This window comes from Rhodoferax sp. LS1P39 (assembly GCF_056521425.1).
Window position 1 is genome coordinate 34,730 of sequence record NZ_JBWMAV010000017.1, and the last position, 19,282, is coordinate 54,011.

The 19,282-nt window shown below is 65.7% G+C and carries 18 protein-coding genes; 12 read left to right on the forward strand and 6 right to left on the reverse strand.

Annotated features, from left to right (window positions below; genetic code table 11):
* Positions 1-17 precede the first annotated feature (17 nt).
* The 8 genes from AC097O_RS21250 (at position 18) to AC097O_RS21285 (ending at position 10,248) form a co-directional block, all read left to right on the forward strand.
* Entirely contained in the window at positions 18-1,151 is a 1,134-nt protein-coding gene (locus AC097O_RS21250) for a porin (protein ID WP_479594927.1), read from the forward strand.
* Between the two features lie 23 nt (positions 1,152-1,174).
* The gene (locus tag AC097O_RS21255; RefSeq protein WP_479594929.1) at positions 1,175-2,164 is read left to right on the forward strand and encodes a Bug family tripartite tricarboxylate transporter substrate binding protein; all 990 of its coding nucleotides are present in this window, start codon (positions 1,175-1,177) and stop codon (positions 2,162-2,164) included.
* A gap of 184 nt (positions 2,165-2,348) precedes the next feature.
* Positions 2,349-3,986, forward strand: coding sequence for an acyl-CoA dehydrogenase family protein (locus tag AC097O_RS21260; protein WP_479594931.1), 1,638 nt, complete (start codon positions 2,349-2,351; stop codon positions 3,984-3,986).
* Between the two features lie 144 nt (positions 3,987-4,130).
* Complete coding sequence (locus AC097O_RS21265; RefSeq protein ID WP_479594933.1) at positions 4,131-5,843, forward strand: tannase/feruloyl esterase family alpha/beta hydrolase; 1,713 nt, start codon at positions 4,131-4,133, stop codon at positions 5,841-5,843.
* Between the two features lie 119 nt (positions 5,844-5,962).
* A complete protein-coding gene (locus AC097O_RS21270; protein ID WP_479594935.1) occupies positions 5,963-7,654 on the forward strand; it encodes a tannase/feruloyl esterase family alpha/beta hydrolase in 1,692 nt (563 codons plus the stop codon).
* A gap of 43 nt (positions 7,655-7,697) precedes the next feature.
* Positions 7,698-8,156 (forward strand): MarR family winged helix-turn-helix transcriptional regulator, encoded by a 459-nt coding sequence (locus AC097O_RS21275; protein WP_479594937.1) that lies wholly within the window; start codon positions 7,698-7,700, stop codon positions 8,154-8,156.
* 84 nt (positions 8,157-8,240) lie between these two features.
* Positions 8,241-9,620: an alpha/beta hydrolase gene (locus AC097O_RS21280; RefSeq protein WP_479594940.1), complete on the forward strand. Its 1,380-nt coding sequence runs from the start codon at positions 8,241-8,243 to the stop codon at positions 9,618-9,620.
* A 316-nt stretch (positions 9,621-9,936) separates the two neighbouring features.
* On the forward strand, positions 9,937-10,248 hold the full coding sequence (locus tag AC097O_RS21285; protein ID WP_315190280.1) for a winged helix-turn-helix transcriptional regulator: 312 nt from the start codon (positions 9,937-9,939) through the stop codon (positions 10,246-10,248).
* Between the two features lie 66 nt (positions 10,249-10,314).
* Here the strand turns inward: AC097O_RS21285 and AC097O_RS21290 are convergent, their stop codons facing one another.
* Genes AC097O_RS21290 through clpB form a run of 3 tightly spaced genes read right to left on the reverse strand, consistent with a single transcriptional unit; the run spans position 10,315 to position 13,698 of the window.
* Positions 10,315-10,716 carry a HEPN domain-containing protein gene (locus tag AC097O_RS21290; RefSeq protein WP_479594943.1) on the reverse strand — a complete coding sequence of 134 codons (402 nt, stop codon included), beginning with the start codon at positions 10,714-10,716 and terminating at the stop codon, positions 10,315-10,317.
* Between the two features lie 8 nt (positions 10,717-10,724).
* The gene (locus tag AC097O_RS21295) at positions 10,725-11,075 is read right to left on the reverse strand and encodes a nucleotidyltransferase family protein (RefSeq protein WP_479594945.1); all 351 of its coding nucleotides are present in this window, start codon (positions 11,073-11,075) and stop codon (positions 10,725-10,727) included.
* Between the two features lie 22 nt (positions 11,076-11,097).
* Positions 11,098-13,698 (reverse strand): ATP-dependent chaperone ClpB, encoded by a 2,601-nt coding sequence (gene clpB / locus AC097O_RS21300; protein WP_479594947.1) that lies wholly within the window; start codon positions 13,696-13,698, stop codon positions 11,098-11,100.
* Between the two features lie 186 nt (positions 13,699-13,884).
* Between clpB and AC097O_RS21305 the strand changes: the two genes are divergently transcribed.
* The 3 genes from AC097O_RS21305 (at position 13,885) to AC097O_RS21315 (ending at position 16,283) form a co-directional block, all read left to right on the forward strand.
* The gene (locus AC097O_RS21305) at positions 13,885-14,469 is read left to right on the forward strand and encodes a hypothetical protein (protein ID WP_479594949.1); all 585 of its coding nucleotides are present in this window, start codon (positions 13,885-13,887) and stop codon (positions 14,467-14,469) included.
* A gap of 162 nt (positions 14,470-14,631) precedes the next feature.
* A complete protein-coding gene (locus AC097O_RS21310; protein ID WP_479594951.1) occupies positions 14,632-14,853 on the forward strand; it encodes a hypothetical protein in 222 nt (73 codons plus the stop codon).
* A 17-nt stretch (positions 14,854-14,870) separates the two neighbouring features.
* The gene (locus tag AC097O_RS21315; protein WP_479594953.1) at positions 14,871-16,283 is read left to right on the forward strand and encodes an MbnB/TglH/ChrH family RiPP precursor modification enzyme; all 1,413 of its coding nucleotides are present in this window, start codon (positions 14,871-14,873) and stop codon (positions 16,281-16,283) included.
* 4 nt (positions 16,284-16,287) lie between these two features.
* On the opposite strand, the gene AC097O_RS21320 is transcribed toward AC097O_RS21315, so the two are convergent.
* On the reverse strand, positions 16,288-16,770 hold the full coding sequence (locus tag AC097O_RS21320) for a molybdenum cofactor biosynthesis protein MoaE (protein WP_479594955.1): 483 nt from the start codon (positions 16,768-16,770) through the stop codon (positions 16,288-16,290).
* Between the two features lie 53 nt (positions 16,771-16,823).
* On the opposite strand from AC097O_RS21320, the gene AC097O_RS21325 reads away from it, so the two are divergent.
* Complete coding sequence (locus AC097O_RS21325; RefSeq protein WP_479594957.1) at positions 16,824-17,756, forward strand: isoaspartyl peptidase/L-asparaginase family protein; 933 nt, start codon at positions 16,824-16,826, stop codon at positions 17,754-17,756.
* A 599-nt stretch (positions 17,757-18,355) separates the two neighbouring features.
* On the opposite strand, the gene AC097O_RS21330 is transcribed toward AC097O_RS21325, so the two are convergent.
* Together AC097O_RS21330 and AC097O_RS21335 are read right to left on the reverse strand one after the other, a co-directional pair.
* Positions 18,356-18,613 carry a hypothetical protein gene (locus AC097O_RS21330; protein WP_479594958.1) on the reverse strand — a complete coding sequence of 86 codons (258 nt, stop codon included), beginning with the start codon at positions 18,611-18,613 and terminating at the stop codon, positions 18,356-18,358.
* Between the two features lie 22 nt (positions 18,614-18,635).
* Complete coding sequence (locus AC097O_RS21335; protein WP_479589415.1) at positions 18,636-19,268, reverse strand: DsbA family protein; 633 nt, start codon at positions 19,266-19,268, stop codon at positions 18,636-18,638.
* Positions 19,269-19,282 lie beyond the last annotated feature (14 nt).

Here is a 19,282-nt window from a genome sequence, read left to right on the forward strand (position 1 = left end):
GAGCCCCGGAGACTTTTATGACAAAAACCACCCACCGCCTCACGCTGACCGCCATTGCCGCCTTCAGCGCCCTCGCCGCCGCCAGTGCCGTCCAGGCCCAAAGCGTCACCCTGTACGGTGTCATCGACACCGGCATCGAAACCGTGAGCAACACTGCCGCCGGGGGCACCATCACCCGCGTGCCGTCCAACACCGGCATCTTTGCATCGCGCTGGGGCATGCGCGGCCGGGAAGACCTGGGCGGTGGCCTGGCAGCCGTGTTCACCCTGGAATCGGGCTTTGCGCCCGACACCGGCGCCATGGGCCAGGGCGGTCGCCTGTTTGGCCGCCAGGCGCTGGTGGGCCTGAGCGGCGGCTGGGGCGCGGTGACGCTGGGCCGCCAGTACAGCATGCTGTACTGGTCGATGATGGATGCCGACATCGTTGGCCCCAGTGTGTTTGGTATAGGTTCGCTGGACTCCTACATTCCCAACTCCCGCCACGACAACGCCATCGTCTACCGGGGCAAGTTCGATGCCCTGAGCCTGGGTGCCAGCTACAGCCTGGGCCGCGACACGGTGAACGCCGGTCCCTCGCCCGTGGGCACCAACTGCCCCGGCGAGAGCGGTAGCGACAGCCAGGCCTGCCGCGCCTGGTCGCTGCTGGCCAAGTACGACGCCCCCAGCTGGGGTGCCGCCGTGGCCTACGACCTGCAGCATGGCCGCACCGTGGGCGCAGCCCCCGATGCCGTGTTCGGTGGCTTGAACAGCAGCGACAAAACCGATGCCCGCCTGTCCGTCAACGGCTACGCCAAGTTTGGCGATGCCAAAGTGGCCGCCGGTGTGATCCGCCGCGACAACGATGGCAGCACCACCCGCCCCAAGAGCAGCCTGTGGTTTGTGGGCGCGTCCTACGCGGTCACCCCCGCCTGGACGGTGGACGGCACCGTGGCCCGCCTGGCCTACAAGAACGTGGACAACGCCGACTCCACCCTGGTCGCCGTGCGGGCGCTGTACAAGCTGAGCAAGCGCACCACGGTCTACGGCCAGCTCGGCCACATCAGCAACCAGAGCGCCGTGGCGGTGTCCGTCAGCGGCGGTGCCACCGGTAGCAACCCGCTCGCAGGCGGCAGCCAGACCGGCACCATGTTCGGCATCAACCACAGTTTCTAAAAGCATTTGAATCGGAGACCACCATGCAACACCGTCGCCATTTCCTCCATACCGCCGCCAGCGCCGCCGCATTGGCCGCCCTGGCCCCCTTGCGTGCTTTTGCGCAGGGCGTGGACCAGGTGAAGATTTACTACGGCTTTCCGGCCGGCAGTTCGGGCGACAGCGTAGCCCGCCGCGTGGGCGAAAAGCTGGCCGGCACGCCCTACTGCAAGACCGCCGCCGTGGTGGACAACAAGCCCGGCGCGGGCGGCCGCATCGCCCTGGAAACCCTCAAGGGCGCGGCAGCCGACGGCTCGGTGCTGGCGCTGGCCCCGGTGTCGGCCATGTCGGTGTACCCGCACATCTACGCCAAGCTCAGCTACGACCCGAAGGACTTCGCCCCGGTGTCCATCGGTGCGGTGATGCACCACGGCCTGGCGGTTGGCCCGGCCGTGCCACCCACCGTCAAGTCGCTGAAAGACTTCCTGGCCTGGGCCAAGGCCAACCCCGACCAGGCCAGCTACGGCTCGCCCGGCGCGGGCAGCATGCCGCACCTGCTGGGCGCGCTGCTGGGCATCCGCTCGCATGTGGAGCTGAAGCACGTGCCCTACCGGGGCACGGTGCCGGGCATCACCGACCTGGTGGGCGGCCAGATTGCGTCTACCGTGAACCCCAGCGGCGACTACCTGGCCTATGTGAAGGCGGGCAAGCTGCGCGTGCTGGCCACCTCCGGCCCGATCCGCTCGCCCTACTACCCCGACGTGCCCACCTTTGCCGAGCAGGGCTTCCCCGACCTGGTGGTGGAGGAATGGTTTGGCTTCTACGCCCCGGCCAAAACCCCCTCCGCCACCCTGGCCCTGGCCAACGCCGCCATCACCGCTGCGCTGAAAGACAAGGTGGTGCTGGACAGCCTGGCCCTGGTCGGCCTGATCGCCCGTGGTTCCACGCAGGAAGAAATGGCCAAGTCGCAAAAGGCCGAGTTCGAGCGCTGGGGCCCGCTGGTGAAACAGATCGGGTTCAGCGCAGAGTCTTGAGTACACACCGCTGGTGACCGCCCGCCCCCACCCCAACCCTCCCCCGAAGAGGGAGGGAGCCATGCGGAGTCCGGTTGTTGCCCCCTCCCCCGCCGGGGGAGGGTTGGGGTGGGGGCCTGCATTTAAATCTGCCTTCACCGCCCATTCCGTGGGCGGTACAAGCTATCAAAACTAGAGCACGCCCATGGCCGCACTTTCCGACATCGCCTTCATCCTCAAAGACGTGCTGCAAGCCCCCGCCCAGTGGCAGGCCTTGCCGCCGTTTGCCGACACCGATGCCGATCTGGCAATGCAGGTGCTGGAGGAAGCGGGCAAGTTTGTCACCAGCGTGGTGGCACCGCTGCAGCGCGTGGGCGACGAGGTGGGTTGCCGCTTCAACGCCGGGGTGGTGACCACGGCACCGGGTTTCAAAGAGGCCTACCAGGCCTTCTGGCAAGCCGGGTGGCCATCGCTGTCGTGCGCGGTCGAAGACGGTGGCCAGGGCCTGCCTGCGGTGCTGGAGGGCGTGCTGTTCGAAATGCTGGCGGGGGCCAACCACGGCTGGACCATGGCCCCCGGCCTGCTGCACGGGGCCTACGCCTGCCTGAAGCACCACGGCAGCCAGGCGCTCAAAGATACCTATTTAGAAAAAATTGCCACCGGCGAATGGCTGGCCACCATGTGCTTGACGGAGGCCCACGCGGGCAGCGACCTGGGCCTGGTGCGCACCAAGGGCACACCCCAGGCAGACGGCAGCGTGCGGGTGAACGGCAGCAAGATATTCATCTCCGGCGGCGAGCACGACCTGACCGACAACATCGTCCACCTGGTGCTGGCGCGTTTGCCCGATGCACCGCCCGGCCCCAAAGGCCTGTCGCTGTTCCTCGTGCCCAAAGTCTTGCCCGACGGCAGCCTGAATGCCGTGGTCTGCGAGCGCATCGAGGAAAAAATGGGCCTGCACGGCAGCCCTACCTGCGTGATGCGTTTTGACGATGCCACCGGCTGGCAAGTAGGCGAGGCCAACAAGGGCCTGAACGCCATGTTTGTGATGATGAACGCCGCCCGCCTGCACGTGGGCCTGCAAGGCGTGGGCCTGCTGGAAGCGGCCTGGCAAAAGGCCGATGCCTACGCCCAAGAGCGCCGCCAGATGCGCGCGCCTACCGCCGCCAGCGGCCCCAGCTTGATCCACGAGCACCCCGCCATCCGCCGCATCCTCGCCACCCAACGCGCCTGGATCGACGGGGGCCGGGTGCTGGCCTACCACACCGCCCTGCAGCTGGACGTGGCCGCGCACAGCGTGGATGCCACCCAGCGCGCCGCCGCCCAGCGCTGGTGCGCCCTGGTCACCCCGGTGCTGAAGGCCGCGATGACCGACCAGGCCTTTGCCGGTGCCAGTGCCTGCCTGCAGGTGTTTGGCGGCCACGGCTACATCAGCGAATGGGGCATAGAGCAGATCGTGCGCGACAGCCGGGTGGCCATGATCTACGAAGGCACCAACGAAATCCAGGCCATCGACCTGCTGGTGCGCAAGGTGCTGGCCGATGGCGGTGCGGGCATCACCGCGTTGCTGGCCGAGCTGCCCGCCAGTACGCACCGCGATGCGCTCATCCAGACCACTGCCGCGCTGGTACAGGCCGCCCCCGCCGACCCCGAACTCCCCTACTGGGTGGCCGACGACTACCTGCGCGCCGTGGCCCTGGTGCTGCTGGAATCCGCCTGGAGCCGCATCAGCGCCGCCAGCACCGATGCACGCTGGGCCACCCCGGCCCACGCCTTCCGCACCTGGGTGCTACCCGAGTGCGATATGCGCCTGGCCATCCTTCAGCAGCGTTTGAAAATTTAAGCAAAAAGTGCCTCCCGTACTTATTTGACAAGCACGAGCAGCTATTCATTAAGTAGCAAACCGATTTCCCCGCCCGCAGCGTGTACAGCGATGGCCCAGGCCGCGCTGCGGGCTCCCCTGCGCCTGGCCCTTGGAGACAACACCATGACACGAAGATTCCACCCCGGTTGGATGGCGGCATCCGTGCTGCCCGCCGCACTGCTGGTCGGCTGCGGCGGCTCGGACGGCGGGCTGCCCCAGCTCTCGGCGGCCACCCCGGCCACCCTGCAATCCTGCGCCGCCCTGGCCAGCAGCCTGGCTTTGCCCAACACCAGCATCACCTCGGCGGTGGACGTGGCCGCAGGCGGCCTGGTGCTGAACGGGGTCAGCCTCCCGGCGCACTGCCTGGTCAAAGGGAAAATGAACCAGCGCACCAGCACGGTGGACGGTGCCAGCTACGCCATCGGCTTCGAGATCCGCCTGCCCGTGGCCTGGAATGGCCGCTTTCTGTACCAGGCCAATGGCGGGCTGGACGGCAGCGTGGTCACTGCCGCCGGGGCCACCAGCGGGGCCGCGCCCCTGGCACCCGGCCTGGGCCAGGGCTTTGCGGTGCTGAGCTCGGATGCCGGGCACGGCGCACCCACGCCTTTCTTCGGCCTGGACCCGCAGGCCCGGCGCGACTACGGCTACCAGGCCGTGGGCAGCCTCACCCCCATGGCCAAAAGCCTGATCAAAACCGCCTACGGCAAGGCACCCGACCGCTCCTACTTCGCAGGCTGCTCCAACGGTGGCCGCCACGCCATGGTGGCCGCGGCCCGCTACGGCGACCAGTACGACGGCATTCTGGCGGGCAACCCGGGCTTTCACCTGCCCAAGGCCGCCACCACCCAGCTCTGGAAAGCCCAGCAGTACGCCAGCATCTCCACCCTGGACAGCAACAGCCAGCCGGTGCTGACCAGCGCCGTCACACCCGCCGAATTCAAGATGCTGGGCGAGAAGATCATCGCCAAGTGCGACGCGCTGGACGGTGTGGCCGACGGCCAGGTGCAAGACACCGCCGCCTGCCAGGCCGCGTTCAGCCTGCAAAACGACGTGCCCAGTTGCAGCGGTGCCCGCGACGGCAGCTGCCTGAGCCCGGCGCAGAAAACCGTGCTGGCCAACATCTTTGCCGGGCCCAAGAACAGCAAGGGCGAAGCCCTGTACACCGGCACCTGGTTCGACCCCGGCATTGCCGGTGCCAACTTTGCCAGCTGGCACTTCGGCTCGCCCGCCACGCGCGATGCGGGCGCAGTGGCCTTCATCTTTACCACGCCGCCCAGCACCGTGGCCGCCTTTACCGCCACCACCGGCCTTCAATTCGCGCTCAACTTCAGCATGGAGACCGACTACCCGAAGATGTTTGTCACCAACAGCACCTACACCGAGTCGTCGTGGGACTTCATGGTGCCGCCCAATGAAACCAACCTGGCCACGCTGCGTAACCGGGGTGCCAAGATGATGGTCTACCACGGCGTGGCCGACGGCGTGTTCTCGCCGGTAGACACCGCCCAGTGGATGGACAAGCTGCAGACCGCCAACAAAGGCCAAGCCAACGACTTCACCCGCCTGTTCATGGTGCCCGGTATGAACCACTGCTCGGGCGGCCCCGCTACCGACCAGTTCGACATGCTGGCCCCGCTGGTCAACTGGGTCGAAAAAGGCCAGGCCCCCGACAGCGTGCTGGCCCATGTGCGCGGTGCCGGTGCCAACGTGGTCAACGCCGAACTGCCTGCTTCCTGGTCGCCCACCCGCACCCGGCCCCTGTGCGTCTACCCCAAGGTGGCCCGCTACAAAGGCAGCGGCGATGTGGAAAGCGCAGCCAGCTTCAGCTGCCAGTGAGTCATTTTTAAGCCAAATATCCCTCTATCGCCCATGGCATGAGCACAAGCAGCTATTGAATAAATAGCATGCGAGGCCTGCCATGGGTTTTCGTGCACCCCCAACTAGGAGACAACACCATGACGAGAAAATTCCACCCTGGCTTGCTGGCGGCATCCCTGCTGCCCGCCGCCCTGCTCATAGGCTGCGGCGGCTCAGACAATGGCCTGCCGCAACTGGCAGCGGCCACGCCCGGCACGCTGCTGTCGTGCAGCGACCTGGCCAGCAAGATCAACTTTGCCAACACCACCATCACCGCCGCCAGCCCGGTGGCCGCAGGTGCCGTGACGGCTGCGGGCGCGTCCGTGCCGGCGCACTGCCTGATCACCGGCAACATGTTCCCCCGCGTCAGCCCCACCGACGGCAAAAACTACGCCATCGGCTTTGAAATGCGCCTGCCCAACGCCTGGAATGGCCGCTTTTTCTACCAGGCCAATGGCGGCTCGGACGGCCTGATCCAACCCGCGCTGGGCGGCGGTGGCCCGCAGCCCCAGGTGGCGCTGCAACAGGGTTTCGCCGTCATCAGCTCGGACGCAGGCCACACGGGCCAGGGCAACCTGGCCTTTGGCATCGACTTCCAGGCCCGCCTGGACTACGGCTACCAGGCCGTGGCCAAGCTCACGCCCATGGCCAAATCCCTGATCACCACGGCCTACGGCAAAGGCCCGGACCGCTCGTACATCAGCGGCTGCTCGAATGGTGGCCGCCACACCTTCGTGGCCATGACGCGCATGGCCGACCAGTACGACGGCTACCTGGCCGGTGCCCCCGGCTACCGGCTGCCGCTGGCGGCCATCGCCAACCAGGAGCGCGCCAAGCACCTGGCCACCGTGGCCACCAACCCGGCCGACCTCAGCACGTCCTTCAGCAGCGCCGAACGGGCGACGCTGTCGGCCGCCGTGGTGGCCAAATGCGACGCGCTCGACGGTGTGGCCGACGGGATGATCCAGGACGTAGCCGCCTGCCAGGCCAGGTTCGACCTGCAGCGCGACGTACCCACCTGCAGCGGAGCCCGCGACGGTAGCTGCCTGAGCCCGGCCCAGAAGACGGCATTTGCCCCCATGTTCTCCGGCGCGACAGACGGCCAGGGCAAGAAGTTCTACGCCAGCTTTCCGTATGACAGCGGACACAACGCGGCAGATTCGTCGTTTTGGCGCTTCTTTGTGCCGCTGAACATCGACTCGGGCGCGACCGCCTTGATTTGGGGCGCGCCGCCTGCCGACCCGGCCACCTTCAACGGTGCAAGCTATGCGCTGACCACCTCGGTGGACACCAAGCTGGCCGCCGTGGCAGCCACCAACGCCACCTACACCGAGTCGGGCCTGTCCTTCATGCAGCCGGTGGAGCCTACCCAGCTGGGCAAGCTGAAGAACCGGGGTGCCAAGGTCATGGTCTACCACGGCGTGAGCGATGCCATCTTCTCGGTGGACGACACCACCACCTGGTACAACGGCCTGCGCTCGGCCAATGGCGGTGATGCCTCGAACTTCGCCCGCTTCTACCAGGTGCCCGGCATGTCGCACTGCGCGGTGGGCCCGGCAACCGACCAGTTCGACATGCTGACGCAACTGGTCAACTGGGTCGAAAAAGGCCAGGCTCCCGACAACGTGGTGGCCAACGTGCGCGGCGCGGGCAATGGTGCCGGGGCCAATCCCGACGTGCCTGCATCCTGGTCACCCACCCGCAGCCGCCCGCTGTGCGCCTACCCCAAGGTGGCGCGCTACAAAGGCAGCGGCGATGTGGAAAGCGCGGCCAGCTTTAGCTGTCAATAGGTGAAGGCCTGGGGGAGCTTGTAACGGCTGGCAAAATAGCACTATGACCGTCACCAGCCCCCCCAAATTCGCCAGTACCGTCGACAGCACCATGCTGGAGGGCCTGGTGGGCTACAACGCCCGCCGGGCCTACCTGGTCATCCTCGACGTGTTTTTGAAGCGCATGGCGGCATACGACCTGCGCACGGTGGATTTCTCCATCCTGTCGCTGATCACCCACAACCCCGGCATCACCTCGCGCCAGTTGGCCAACACCTTGAGCCTGCTGCCGCCCAATGTGGTGGGCATGGTCAACACCCTGGAAAAGCGCGGCCTGATCGAACGCCAGCCCCACCCTGTGGATGGCCGCGCCCTGGGCCTGCACCTCACGCCCGAAGGCGAAGCCCTGGTGACCGAGGCCGAAAGCACCGTGGAACACCTGGAAATCGAAGCCACCAGCAGCCTCACCACCACCGAGCGCAAAACCCTGATTCGCTTGCTGCAAAAAATATACCGGACGTAGATCAACCCTCAGCGCCCCCATTCGGGGGATGCTTTCCACCGGCCGGATTCGTATGCTGGTTCGCCACCGACAAGGAGAAGGCATATGCGCAACCCCCTCTTGCAGACCCTGGCACGCTGCGGGCCCTTCGCTGCATGGGTACTGGCCAGCGGCCTGGCCTGCGCGCAAACGCCCTACAAAGACAGGCTAAACCCCGGCACCACGCAGGCAACCTGGTTAGCCCCTGACGGCAAGCCCAAAGACTTCGCCCACTACATCCAGGACACGCAAGCCCTGATGACCGAGCGCCACTACGCGATGCCGCCGGGCTCCCCGCCCATCCCCCACGGCGAGCCCCTGGCGCAAGCCATCGGCCCACGCGCCTGGCCGCTGCAAGGCCAGAACTGCACCCCGGCCAACACCGACGGCATGCTGCTGGTGCACGGCCTGACCGACTCGCCCTACCTGATGCGCGACCTGGGCGACGAACTGGCCCGCCAGCCCATCGCCCCGGGCCGCTGCTTGCAAGTGCGCAGCCTGCTGCTGCCGGGCCACGGCACCCGCCCTGGCGACCTGGTGCAGACCGACTACGCACCATGGATTGCCGCCGTAGGCTATGGCGTTGGCAGCTTTGCAGGCGTGGCCGCGCAGGTGCACCTGGTGGGCTTTTCCACCGGCGGCGCGCTGGGCATTTACTGGGCCTACCAGCAACAAACCCAGCCGCTGGCGGCACCGCTGGCCAGCCTGGTACTGCTGTCGCCTGCGATTGAGCCCAAAAACCGGAAAGCTAAAAACCCCTTCCTGCCTTGGGCCAAAGACAAACTCTCTGGATGGATACAGGCGTGGCGCTGGCAAGACACCCATTTGGACCAGGACTTTGCCAAATACGAGTCTTTTGCCGTGCACGCGGCTCTACAAATCAGCCTGCTGGATGCCTCCCTCCGGGACCGGTTGAAAGAGGCCCCCATCCCGCTACCGGTCTATATGGCGCTGAGCTTCAATGACAACACGGTCGAATCCAGCGAAAGCATCCAGGCATTTGTCAGCACCACCGACCCGCGCAACCGCATGCTGCTGGCGGCCCATGGTGCAGATGCTGCAAGCGCACCAAAAGACCCCCTCCAGCGCATCACCGTTGTGCCTGCCGCCCTTGCATTTGCGGGTTTGACGGTAGGCGACTTCTCCCACACATCGTGGCCGGTCAAGCCGGACAACCTGCATTACGGGATCAAGGGCAACTATGCCGACTGCAAGCACTACGCCAAAGATCCAAAGCAAATAGCGCAGTTTTGCGCTTGCAGCACCCCCGCCATGCAAGTCGCCGCCTGCGCCACCCGTGCAACTTTGGCAGTGTTGTACGGCGAAGCACCCGTACCCCCAAGCTTGCCGCCCGCAACCATTCTGCGGCGGCTTAGCTTCAACCCCTACTTTGACCGCATGGCAGGGGAGATACGGATGTTTTTGACCAGCGTCGTCGCCCCTTGACCCGGGGGAGGCCCGAACCCAACACGCCTTTGGCGACCATGCCGAAGCGCACAGCCTTGCCAACAGGTGCCCTACTTCGCAAACGCACGCAGAGTAAAACGCGCTCCCAGGCCGGGTATCGCACCAGGCGGTAGCGCGGCCCCTTTTCTTTGCTGCAAAAACCATATCAGACGTAATTCAGTTACGGCGCAGACACCTCATGCATACAATGCTATTAAACTAGTAGCAATTTTGATTTTTGCGGTATAGTTGGTCCACTGCATTGGCGTGTGAGCGTCTTGCACGGCCCCAACCAATACACCGAGGAGAACACACCATGAGTTCCAAAGAAAACGTCGCCGTCCACCAATTGCTGGCCCTGCTGGAGTCCCGCTACGCCATCCGCGTGCTGTGGGCCCTGCGCGACGGCCACGCCCAGACCTTCCGCCTGCTGCAAGACAGCGTGGGCGGTGTCACCCCCAACACCCTGAACACCCGCCTCAAAGAGCTGCGCGAAGCCGACCTGCTGACCCACGGCTCCGAAGGCTACAGCGTCACCCCCAGCGGTGCCGATTTGCTCAAGCGCCTGAGCGACCTGCAAGCCTTCGCCGGCAAGTGGTCCACCGCCCAGGCCAAGAAGGTCAAGTAAACCGCTGCGGCGGTTACAAAAAAGGGGCTGGGAAGTGATTCCCAGCCCCTTTTTGCGTAGCAAACGCTATCCGGCTGGCGGCGTACCCGAGTTTTGCAACATGGTGGATACTGCTACCACGAACACCCGGGCCTGCTCCACCGCCCAGTGGGCGGTAACCGCCGTCACATCATCACCGGTGTAGTCGGCCAACAAGCGGACCTGCTCCACCTCGTTCAAGGAACGGCCCAGCGCGCGGGGCAGCAAGTTGGTTTGGATGAGTTGGTGCCCAAAGGCTGCGATCAGGCCACGGTGGGTTTTGGTGGTTTTGAAATCCACGGCAGACACCGCCAATAGCGCCGCATGCGCAGCGTCATACATGGCGTAATAGGCGCGGTTGCAAGCACCTTCAACCTCACCAGCCTCCAACAGCAGTTCTGCGCCCCCCAAGGCCCGCTCAGCTTTTTCCAGATACCGGGTGGGCGACATGGGCGCACTCACAAACGGACACCTTCTCGCCGGATGTTGTCGATCAGCGCCGGGTTGCTGAAATGCTCCGGGTAGTCCATATCGTCTTGCCACAAGGGCAAGGCCTGCACCAGGATCCCGGTGTCCAACAGCACATCAAAAGCAATCCCGGCCATGCTAATCGCCGCCTCGGTGCGTTCGCCGTGGACGCCGTGCAACACCACGGCTACGTCGGCATCGCTGTCGGGCTGGTGGGTGTGCCGCGCCCGGCTGCCAAACAAAATGGCGTAGTCCACCGGGTACACCACCGCCACACGCCCCAGAAAAGACTGGACGGCGTGGGCGGTAGCGGCATCAACCGGGGTGGCTAGAGAGGGCATGCGATAAAGCGTACCACGCCCGTCACGCCACCGCCCGCCCAAAGCTGAACTGCCCCGGTGCCTGGATCGGGTCCACGTCCACCGGAATCACATCCTTGGGCAGGAACTTGCCTTCCAGCAGCAGCTTGGACAGCGGGTTCTCGATGCGCTGCTGGATGGCGCGCTTCAGGGGGCGCGCGCCAAACACCGGGTCGAAGCCGACCTTGGCCAGCTCGGCGATGGCCGCAGGCGACACCTGCAGCGTCAGGTCCATCTTGGCCAGGCGGGCTTCCAGCACCTTGATCTGGATGGCGGCGATGGCTTCGATGTTCTTCGCGTCCAGCGCGTGGAACACCACGGTCTCGTCGATGCGGTTCAAAAATTCCGGGCGGAAGTAGTTCTTCAGCTCGTCCTGCACCGCGTCCTTGATGTCCTCGTAGTCCTGGCCCACCATGGTCTGGATGATGGGCGAGCCAATGTTGCTGGTCATCACGATCACGGTGTTCTTGAAGTCCACGGTGCGGCCCTGGCCGTCCGTCAGGCGGCCATCGTCCAGCACCTGCAGCAGCACGTTGAAGACATCGGGGTGGGCTTTTTCCACCTCGTCCAGCAGCAGCACGCTGTAGGGCTTGCGGCGCACGGCCTCGGTGAGGTAGCCGCCCTCCTCGTAGCCCACGTAGCCGGGCGGCGCGCCGATGAGCCGGGCGACGGAATGCTTCTCCATGAACTCACTCATGTCGATGCGGATGAGGTGGTCTTCCGAGTCGAACATGAAGCCCGCCAGCGCCTTGCACAGCTCGGTCTTGCCCACGCCCGTGGGGCCCAGGAACAGGAAGGAGCCGGTGGGCCGGTTCGGGTCACTCAAGCCCGCACGGCTGCGGCGGATGGCGTTGGCTACCGCGGTGATGGCCTCGTCCTGGCCGACCACGCGGTCGTGCAGCTTGACTTCCATCTGCAGCAGCTTGTCGCGCTCGCCCTGCATCAGTTTGGACACGGGAATGCCGGTGGCGCGGGCCACCACCTCGGCGATTTCTTCCGCGCCCACCTGGGTGCGCAGCAGGCGCGGGGCGCTGGCGGAGCCCTTCACCGATTCCTTGGCCTGCGTTTCCTTGAGCTGCTTTTCCAGCTCGGGCAGCTTGCCGTACTGCAGCTCGGCGACCTTGTTGAAGTCGCCCTTGCGCTTGAGTTCTTCGATCTGGAAGCGCATTTTCTCGATGTCGCCCATGACCTCTTTGGAGCCTTGGGCCTGGGCTTTCTCCGACTGCCAGATCTCGTCGTAATCGGCAATCTCCTTTTGCAGCCGAACGATCTCTTCCTGGATCAGGCCCAGGCGCTTTTGCGAGGATTCGTCTTTCTCGCGCTTCACGGCTTCGCGCTCGATCTGCAGCTGGATCAGGCGGCGGTCGAGCTTGTCCATCACCTCGGGCTTGGAATCCATCTCGATCTTGATCTTGGCCGCGGCCTCGTCGATCAGGTCGATCGCCTTGTCAGGCAAGAACCGGTCGGTGATGTAGCGGTGGCTGAGCTCGGCCGCGGCCACGATGGCCGGGTCGGTGATCTGCACGCCGTGGTGCACCTCGTATTTTTCCTGCAGGCCGCGCAGGATGGCGATGGTGGCCTCTACCGTGGGCTCGCCCACCAGGATTTTCTGGAAGCGCCGTTCCAGGGCCGCGTCTTTTTCGATGTACTTGCGGTACTCGTCCAACGTGGTGGCACCCACGCAGTGCAATTCGCCGCGCGCCAGGGCGGGCTTGAGCATATTGCCCGCGTCCATCGCGCCCTCGGCCTTGCCCGCGCCGACCATGGTGTGCAGCTCGTCGATGAAGACGATGGTCTGGCCTTCGTCCTTGGCCAGCTCTTTCAGCACGGTCTTCAGGCGCTCTTCGAATTCACCGCGGAACTTGGCTCCGGCCAGCAGGGCCGCCATGTCCAGCGAGAGTACGCGCTTGCCTTTGAGCGACTCGGGCACCTCGCCCGCCACGATGCGCTGGGCCAGGCCTTCGACAATGGCGGTCTTGCCCACGCCGGGTTCGCCGATCAGCACCGGGTTGTTCTTGGTACGGCGCTGCAGCACCTGGATGGCGCGGCGGATTTCGTCGTCGCGGCCAATCACCGGGTCTAGCTTGCCCATGCGGGCGCGCTCGGTCAGGTCCAGGCAGTATTTTTTGAGCGATTCGCGCTGGCCTTCGGCATCGGCGTTGTCCACACTTTGGCCGCCGCGCACCGCATCAATCGCCGCTTCCAGCGATTTGCGGGTCAGGCCCGCGGCGCGCACCTGCTGGGCAAAGTCGGCCTTGCTGTCGGTCAGCGCCAGCAAAAACAGCTCGCTGGAGACGAACTGGTCGCCGCGCTTGATGGCTTCTTTCTCGGCCCCCTGCAGCAGGCTGACGAAGTCGCGGCTGGGTTGCACCTGGTCTTGCCCGTGCACCGTGGGTAGCTTTTTGAGGGCCGCCTCGGCCACGCCCAGCAGGCTGGGCACGTTCACGCCTGCGCGCTGCAGCAGCGCCTGCGGGCCGTCGTCTTGCCGCAGCATGGCCGCCAGCACGTGGGCCGGTTCGATGTAGCCATGGTCGGCACCCAGTGCCAGGGTTTGTGCGTCGCCCAGGGCTTCCTGGAATTTGGTGGTGAGTTTGTCTTGTCGCATGTGGATCTCCAATGCTGTGACAGATGGGCCAGAGCTCTGCTTTTTCAAGACTCCGCGGTGGCAAAGCTTGCGCCAGATCAAACCCGGGGCTTATAAAAAATCAGCCTCCTGTGCTTATGGAATCAGCACAAGCAGCTATAAAAACAGAAGCAAATGCAAATAGACCCAAAGTCCTAAAATCCACCCATGAACATCCACCAGCTCTCGGCCCGCTACAACCAGGAGCAAGACCGCATTCTGGTACGCATCAACTCCACCGAAGGCACCGAGATGCGCCTGTGGCTGACCCGCCGCCTCACCCTGGCCCTGTGGCCCACGCTGAACAAAGCCGTGGTGGAGCACGTGGCGCGGCAAGACGGCGGCGCCAGCCACTTGCGCGACGAGGCCAGCAAGAAGATGCTGGCCGACTTCCAGCGCGAAGCCGTGCTGCGCGAGGCCGACTTCTCCACACCCTACCAAGATGCACCCGACACTGCTGCCCCTGCCGCCTTGCCCCTGGGCAGCGCCCCCCTGCTGGTGACCGAGGTGCGCATCACCCCGGTGGCCAACGGCCCCCTGAAAATCGCCTTCAACGAGCAGTTGGTGGGCCAGGCCAACGGTCGTGGCTTCCAGGTGGAGCTGGCCCCGCCGCTGGTGCACGGCCTGGTGCAGTTGCTGGAGCGGGCCCTGCAGCAGTCGGCCTGGGGGGAAGGCAGCGAGTTGCTGGGCGCACCGCCGCTGCAGGCCAGCGACGCGCCGGTGCAGGCAGACCGGCCCAAATACCTGAATTAGTTGCGGACCTGGGTGGCTATTTGTCCCCCTTTTGAGGGATGCAGGTAACTGCCAAAGTTCTATTCTTGAACCGTCCCAGGCGCTCCCTGCCGGGGCGCAGGTGCCGCCCATTGGCGCACGGGCATCTGCTCCATTTGCGCCGGATGAAACAGGAGCAACACCATGGCCACTACCACCATCAGCATGCCCTCGGTAGGCAACGTCGTGCGGGTCTCGATCCCGTCCGAAGTCCACAACGACATCGCCAAATTCCAGAAAATCCAGAAAGAGCTGCTGGGCAAACTGGGCTGTCTGGGCTGCTGCTCGGGCTGGGACATTCGCTTCAATGTGCAGCGGCAGTTTGTGCTGGATGCCAAGCTGGGCCTGCAGGAAGTGCTGCGCTGAACCCACAGCCTCGCGCCATGTTCCAGCCGCCGCCGCTGGGCGTGGGGATGGTCTACTTCCCCGCGCTGGCCCCGTTCTACGCCGACTGCGGCGGGCTGCTGGACGTGCTGGAGGTAGAGCCGCAAACCCTGTGGCACAGCGGCGTGGCCGCCCACTCGCTGATGGATGGCGCCTTTGCATCGCTGCTGCGCAGCCCGCAGTGCAAGCTGGTGCATGGCGTGGGCATGCCGCTGGCCGCGTCGGTCGATCCGGATGCGCGGCAGTTTGCGCCGTGGCGCGAGAGCATTGAGCGCCTGCAAGCCCCCTGGGCCAGCGAGCACCTGGCATTTCAGCGCGTGCCCCAAGCCGGTGGCGGCAGCGCCCACAGCGGCTTTTTGCTGCCGCCTCTGCAGTCGCAGGACGTAGTGACGCTGGCGGCGCAGCGCATCCGCGCTCTGCAGCAGCTATCGGGTGTGCCCATCGCGTTTGAAAACGGCCCCAACTACCTGCGCCCGCAGCCCGGCGAGCTGCCCGACGGCCAGTTCTACGCCCAGGTGGCCACGCAGGCCGACTGCGGCATGGTGCTAGACCTGCACAACCTGTGGTGCAACGAGCGCAATGGCCGCCAGTCCATGCATGCCGCCCTGCAGCAATTGCCGCTGGAGCGGGTGTGGGAAGTGCACGTGGCCGGTGGCGAACTGCACGACGGCTACTGGCTGGATGCGCACAGCGGCCTGGTCCCGCCCGAGGTGATGGCCGCGTGCGCCGAGTGGCTGCCCCGGCTACCCAACCTGGGGGCCCTGGTGTTTGAAATCATGCCCGACTACGTGCAGGCCCGGCAGATCGGCTGGGATCTGCTGGCCGGGCAGTTGGAGGCGCTGCAGACACTATGGCGCACCCGTGGCAGCGCCGTGGCAGCCCCCACGATTGCGGTTTTTCCGCCCGCAGGCCCCGCTGCGCTGTCACCCGCCGATTGGGAGCAGACCCTGGGTGCGCTGGTCAACGGCCGCACGCCCGAGCCCCATGCCAGCGCACTGGCCGACGACCCCGGCGTGCCCGTGCTGCGCCACCTGGTGGAGAGCTTTCGCGCGGGCACCCTGGCCGAGGGCCTGGCCCTGAGCTACCGGCTGCTGGTGCTGACACTGGGCGATGCCGCCGCGAATGCGTTGATGGCCGAATTCTGGCGCGGGCAGTGGCCGCAGCCCTTTGTGTCCGACGAGCTGCAGGCCTTCCAAAGCTTTGTGCACGCCCATCCCGAGGCCCGACAGGTGCCGCACCTGCTGCAGGTGCTGGACTACGAATGCCGCTGCGTGCGCGCCCAGTTAACCGGCGTGGAAGACTGGGCCCCGTTCGACTGCGACCCGCTGGCCCTGCTGGGGGCTCTGGCCCGCGGCACGCTGCCGTCGGATCTGGCGCACGGGGCGTTCGAGCTGCAAATTTCGCCCGGTTGACGCTTCAGGCGTTGCTGGCAGCAATGCCCCAACGCTGCAAAGCCGCATCGTCCTGCACCCGCGCATCGACCCAGCGCGCACCGTCCGGGGTCACTTCTTTCTTCCAGAACGGGGCCTGGGTTTTCAGGTAGTCCATCAAAAATTCGCAAGCCTGGAACGCCTGGCCCCGGTGCGCCGAGCTCACCGCCACCCAGACGATCTGGTCCAGCGGCTGCAGCAGGCCCACGCGGTGGATGACCTGGGCGGCGTAGATGTCGAAACGCTCCAGCGCCTGGTCTACCATGGCCTCGATCGCCTTTTCGGTCATGCCCGGGTAGTGCTCCAGCTCCAGGCTCAGCACCTCGCCCGTGACATCGGGGTGCCAGTCGCGCACGGTGCCCAAAAAGCTGACCACCGCGCCCACCCGGCGGTCGCCCTGGCGCAGTGCGGCCAGCTCGGTGCGGGGGTCGAAATCGGCGGTCTGGATGCGAACACGGGGTGAAGTCATGCGGCTATTTTGCATCCAGTACAGTGGCAGTTTTGATTTCTCGGGAGACAACTTTGACCGTTCCATACACCCTTGCCGTCCACGGCGGCGCAGGCACCATCGCCCGTGGCCAGACCGATGCCGCGCCCTACCACGCCGGGCTGCGGGCCGCGCTGGCCGCGGGCGAGGCGGTGCTGGCCCAGGGCGGCAGCGCGCTGGATGCGGTGGTGGCGGCGGTGCGGGCGCTGGAGGACGAGCCGCTGTTCAACGCCGGGCGCGGGTCGGTCTACACCTCGGCGGCGCAGCACGAAATGGATGCCGCCGTGATGGACGGGGCCTCGCTGGCTGCCGGTGCCGTGGCGGGCGTGCGCAGCTTGCGCAACCCAGTGCAGTTGGCGCGCACGGTGATGGATTCCAACTTCGTGCTGCTCAGCGGCGATGGGGCCGAGCAGTTCGCCCGCGACCACGGCTTCGAGGCCATGCCACCGGGCTACTTCCACACCGCGCACCGGCTGGCGCAGCTGCACCAGTTGCAAACCGCCGCCGGTGCGGCGATGCAGATGGACCATGCTGCGCCGCTGGACGAAACCCGCAAGTTCGGCACCGTGGGCGCGGTGGCCCTGGACAGCGCGGGCCACCTGGCCAGCGCCGTGTCCACCGGCGGCATGACCAACAAGCACCCGGGCCGCATTGGCGATTCGCCGCTGGTGGGCGCGGGCATCTATGCCAACGACCAGAGCTGCGCGGTCAGCGCCACCGGCTCGGGCGAGTATTTCATCCGCGCCTGCGTGGCCCACGACATCCACGCCCGCATGGCCTACGCCGGGGCCAATCTGGAAGCCGCCAGCCAGGCGGCGCTGGCCGAGGTGGGGCGGCTGGGGGGCGAAGGCGGGGTGATTGCGGTAGACCGGCAAGGCAACATCGCCCTGCCCTACATCAGCGCGGGCATGTACCGGGGCTGGGTGCGGGCAGGGGAAGCGGCGCAGACGCGGATTTTTGAGGATTGAGGTGTTTTTTGGGGTACTAAAAGTGCCTCTAGCGCTTGTTCCATGGGCGTGAGCCGCTCCTGTTTTTGGCTATCAAAAGGGAAGCAATCTGTGGGGCTGTACGGACGGTAGCCAATGGGGGTCGGATCATCCACGCGCGTCGAAAAATGGAGGCCAACCCTCCCGCCCAGTCGCGCGTGTGCTCCGACCCCTATTGGCGGGTTGGCGTTTACGTTTTCTGGGTGTCTGCCAGCATCCTCGGCCGGGTGATGCGCCCGGCGGCGCAGTAACTTGTTCTTTTGCGCAAAAGAAAAGTCACCAAAAGAAAGGCGCCCCAACTGTCTGCGCCCCTGCGCTAGCGCTACGGGGAACCTGCGGTGCTCGCTTTGGGCGGGGTCTGGCTAAACTCGCTGGCGCTCAAACAGACGCCAGCCCTGATCCGCCCAAAGCTGTGCTCCTCGGCGCATACAGATGGGGAACCCAGGGAGCGGGATCGGCCCGGCTGCGCCGGGCATCGCGCCTAGGGCGCGGGCTGAGGTGTTCTCAGATTTTTTGGCTTATTTTTACCCACAAAATCAGCCTCTAGCGCTTATCCCATGGGCGTAAGCAGCTCCTATTTTTTACTCTTTATTTGAGAGCAATTCCGCCTCAAACCGCTCCATCTCCTCGGCCAAAGTACCGCGGCTGCGGAAGTTACGCTGGGCTTGGTCGTACCAGTATTCGGCATCCTCCAGGTCGCCTTCCTGGATGTGGACGATGCCGTGCAGCCAGTTCGACAACGGGGAGTTGTCGGATTGGACGAGGTTGTGGGCTTGGGTCCAGCGGTTAGCGCGCAGGTGGGCTAACACCTGGGCCAGTTGGTCGTGCAGTGCGGTCATGGGGGACTCCTCCACCGCAAGCTTACGCCCGCAACGCGTCCAGCAGCTGCTCGAAGCTGCCAAACAAGGCATTGCCGGGCAGCAGGCGGCTGCCGGATGCGTCGGTGCGCACCAGGGCGGGCACGCCACTGGCACCCAGGCTGCGCATCAAGCCTTGGGCGTGTTGCAGGCGCAGGGTGTTGGCCTGGCGCAGGTCGGCATCGGCGGCGACCAGGCGGTCTGCGGCGGCGGCCAGGTCGGCACCACGCAGCAGCTTTTCCACCACGGGTACGGCGGTGGTGTCCAGGCCATCGACGTAGCGGGCTTCCTGCAAGAGCTTCAGGGCTTGCAGCTCGCGTGCGGGCTCGGTCAAGGACAGGGCGGTGAGCGCCAGGGTGGCGGTGCTGGAGTCGAACGGGCTGCCGTGCCGGCCCAGCACCTGGGTGCGGTAGGCCTGGGTGAAGGGCTGGCCGGTGAGTTTGGCGATGCGCGTGTCGTTGGACCAGGCGAAGTCGGCAAAAGCCGCATCCATGGTGCGTCCACCGCCTGCGAACAGGCCGGTGGGGGCCAGCGCCAGGGTGAAGCCAGGGTGTTGCCCGAGTTGCTGCATCACTGGCGAAGCGCCGTAGCACCAGCCGCACAGGGGGTCAAAAAGATAGGTCAGGGTGGTGGGCATGGTGCTATTTTCTC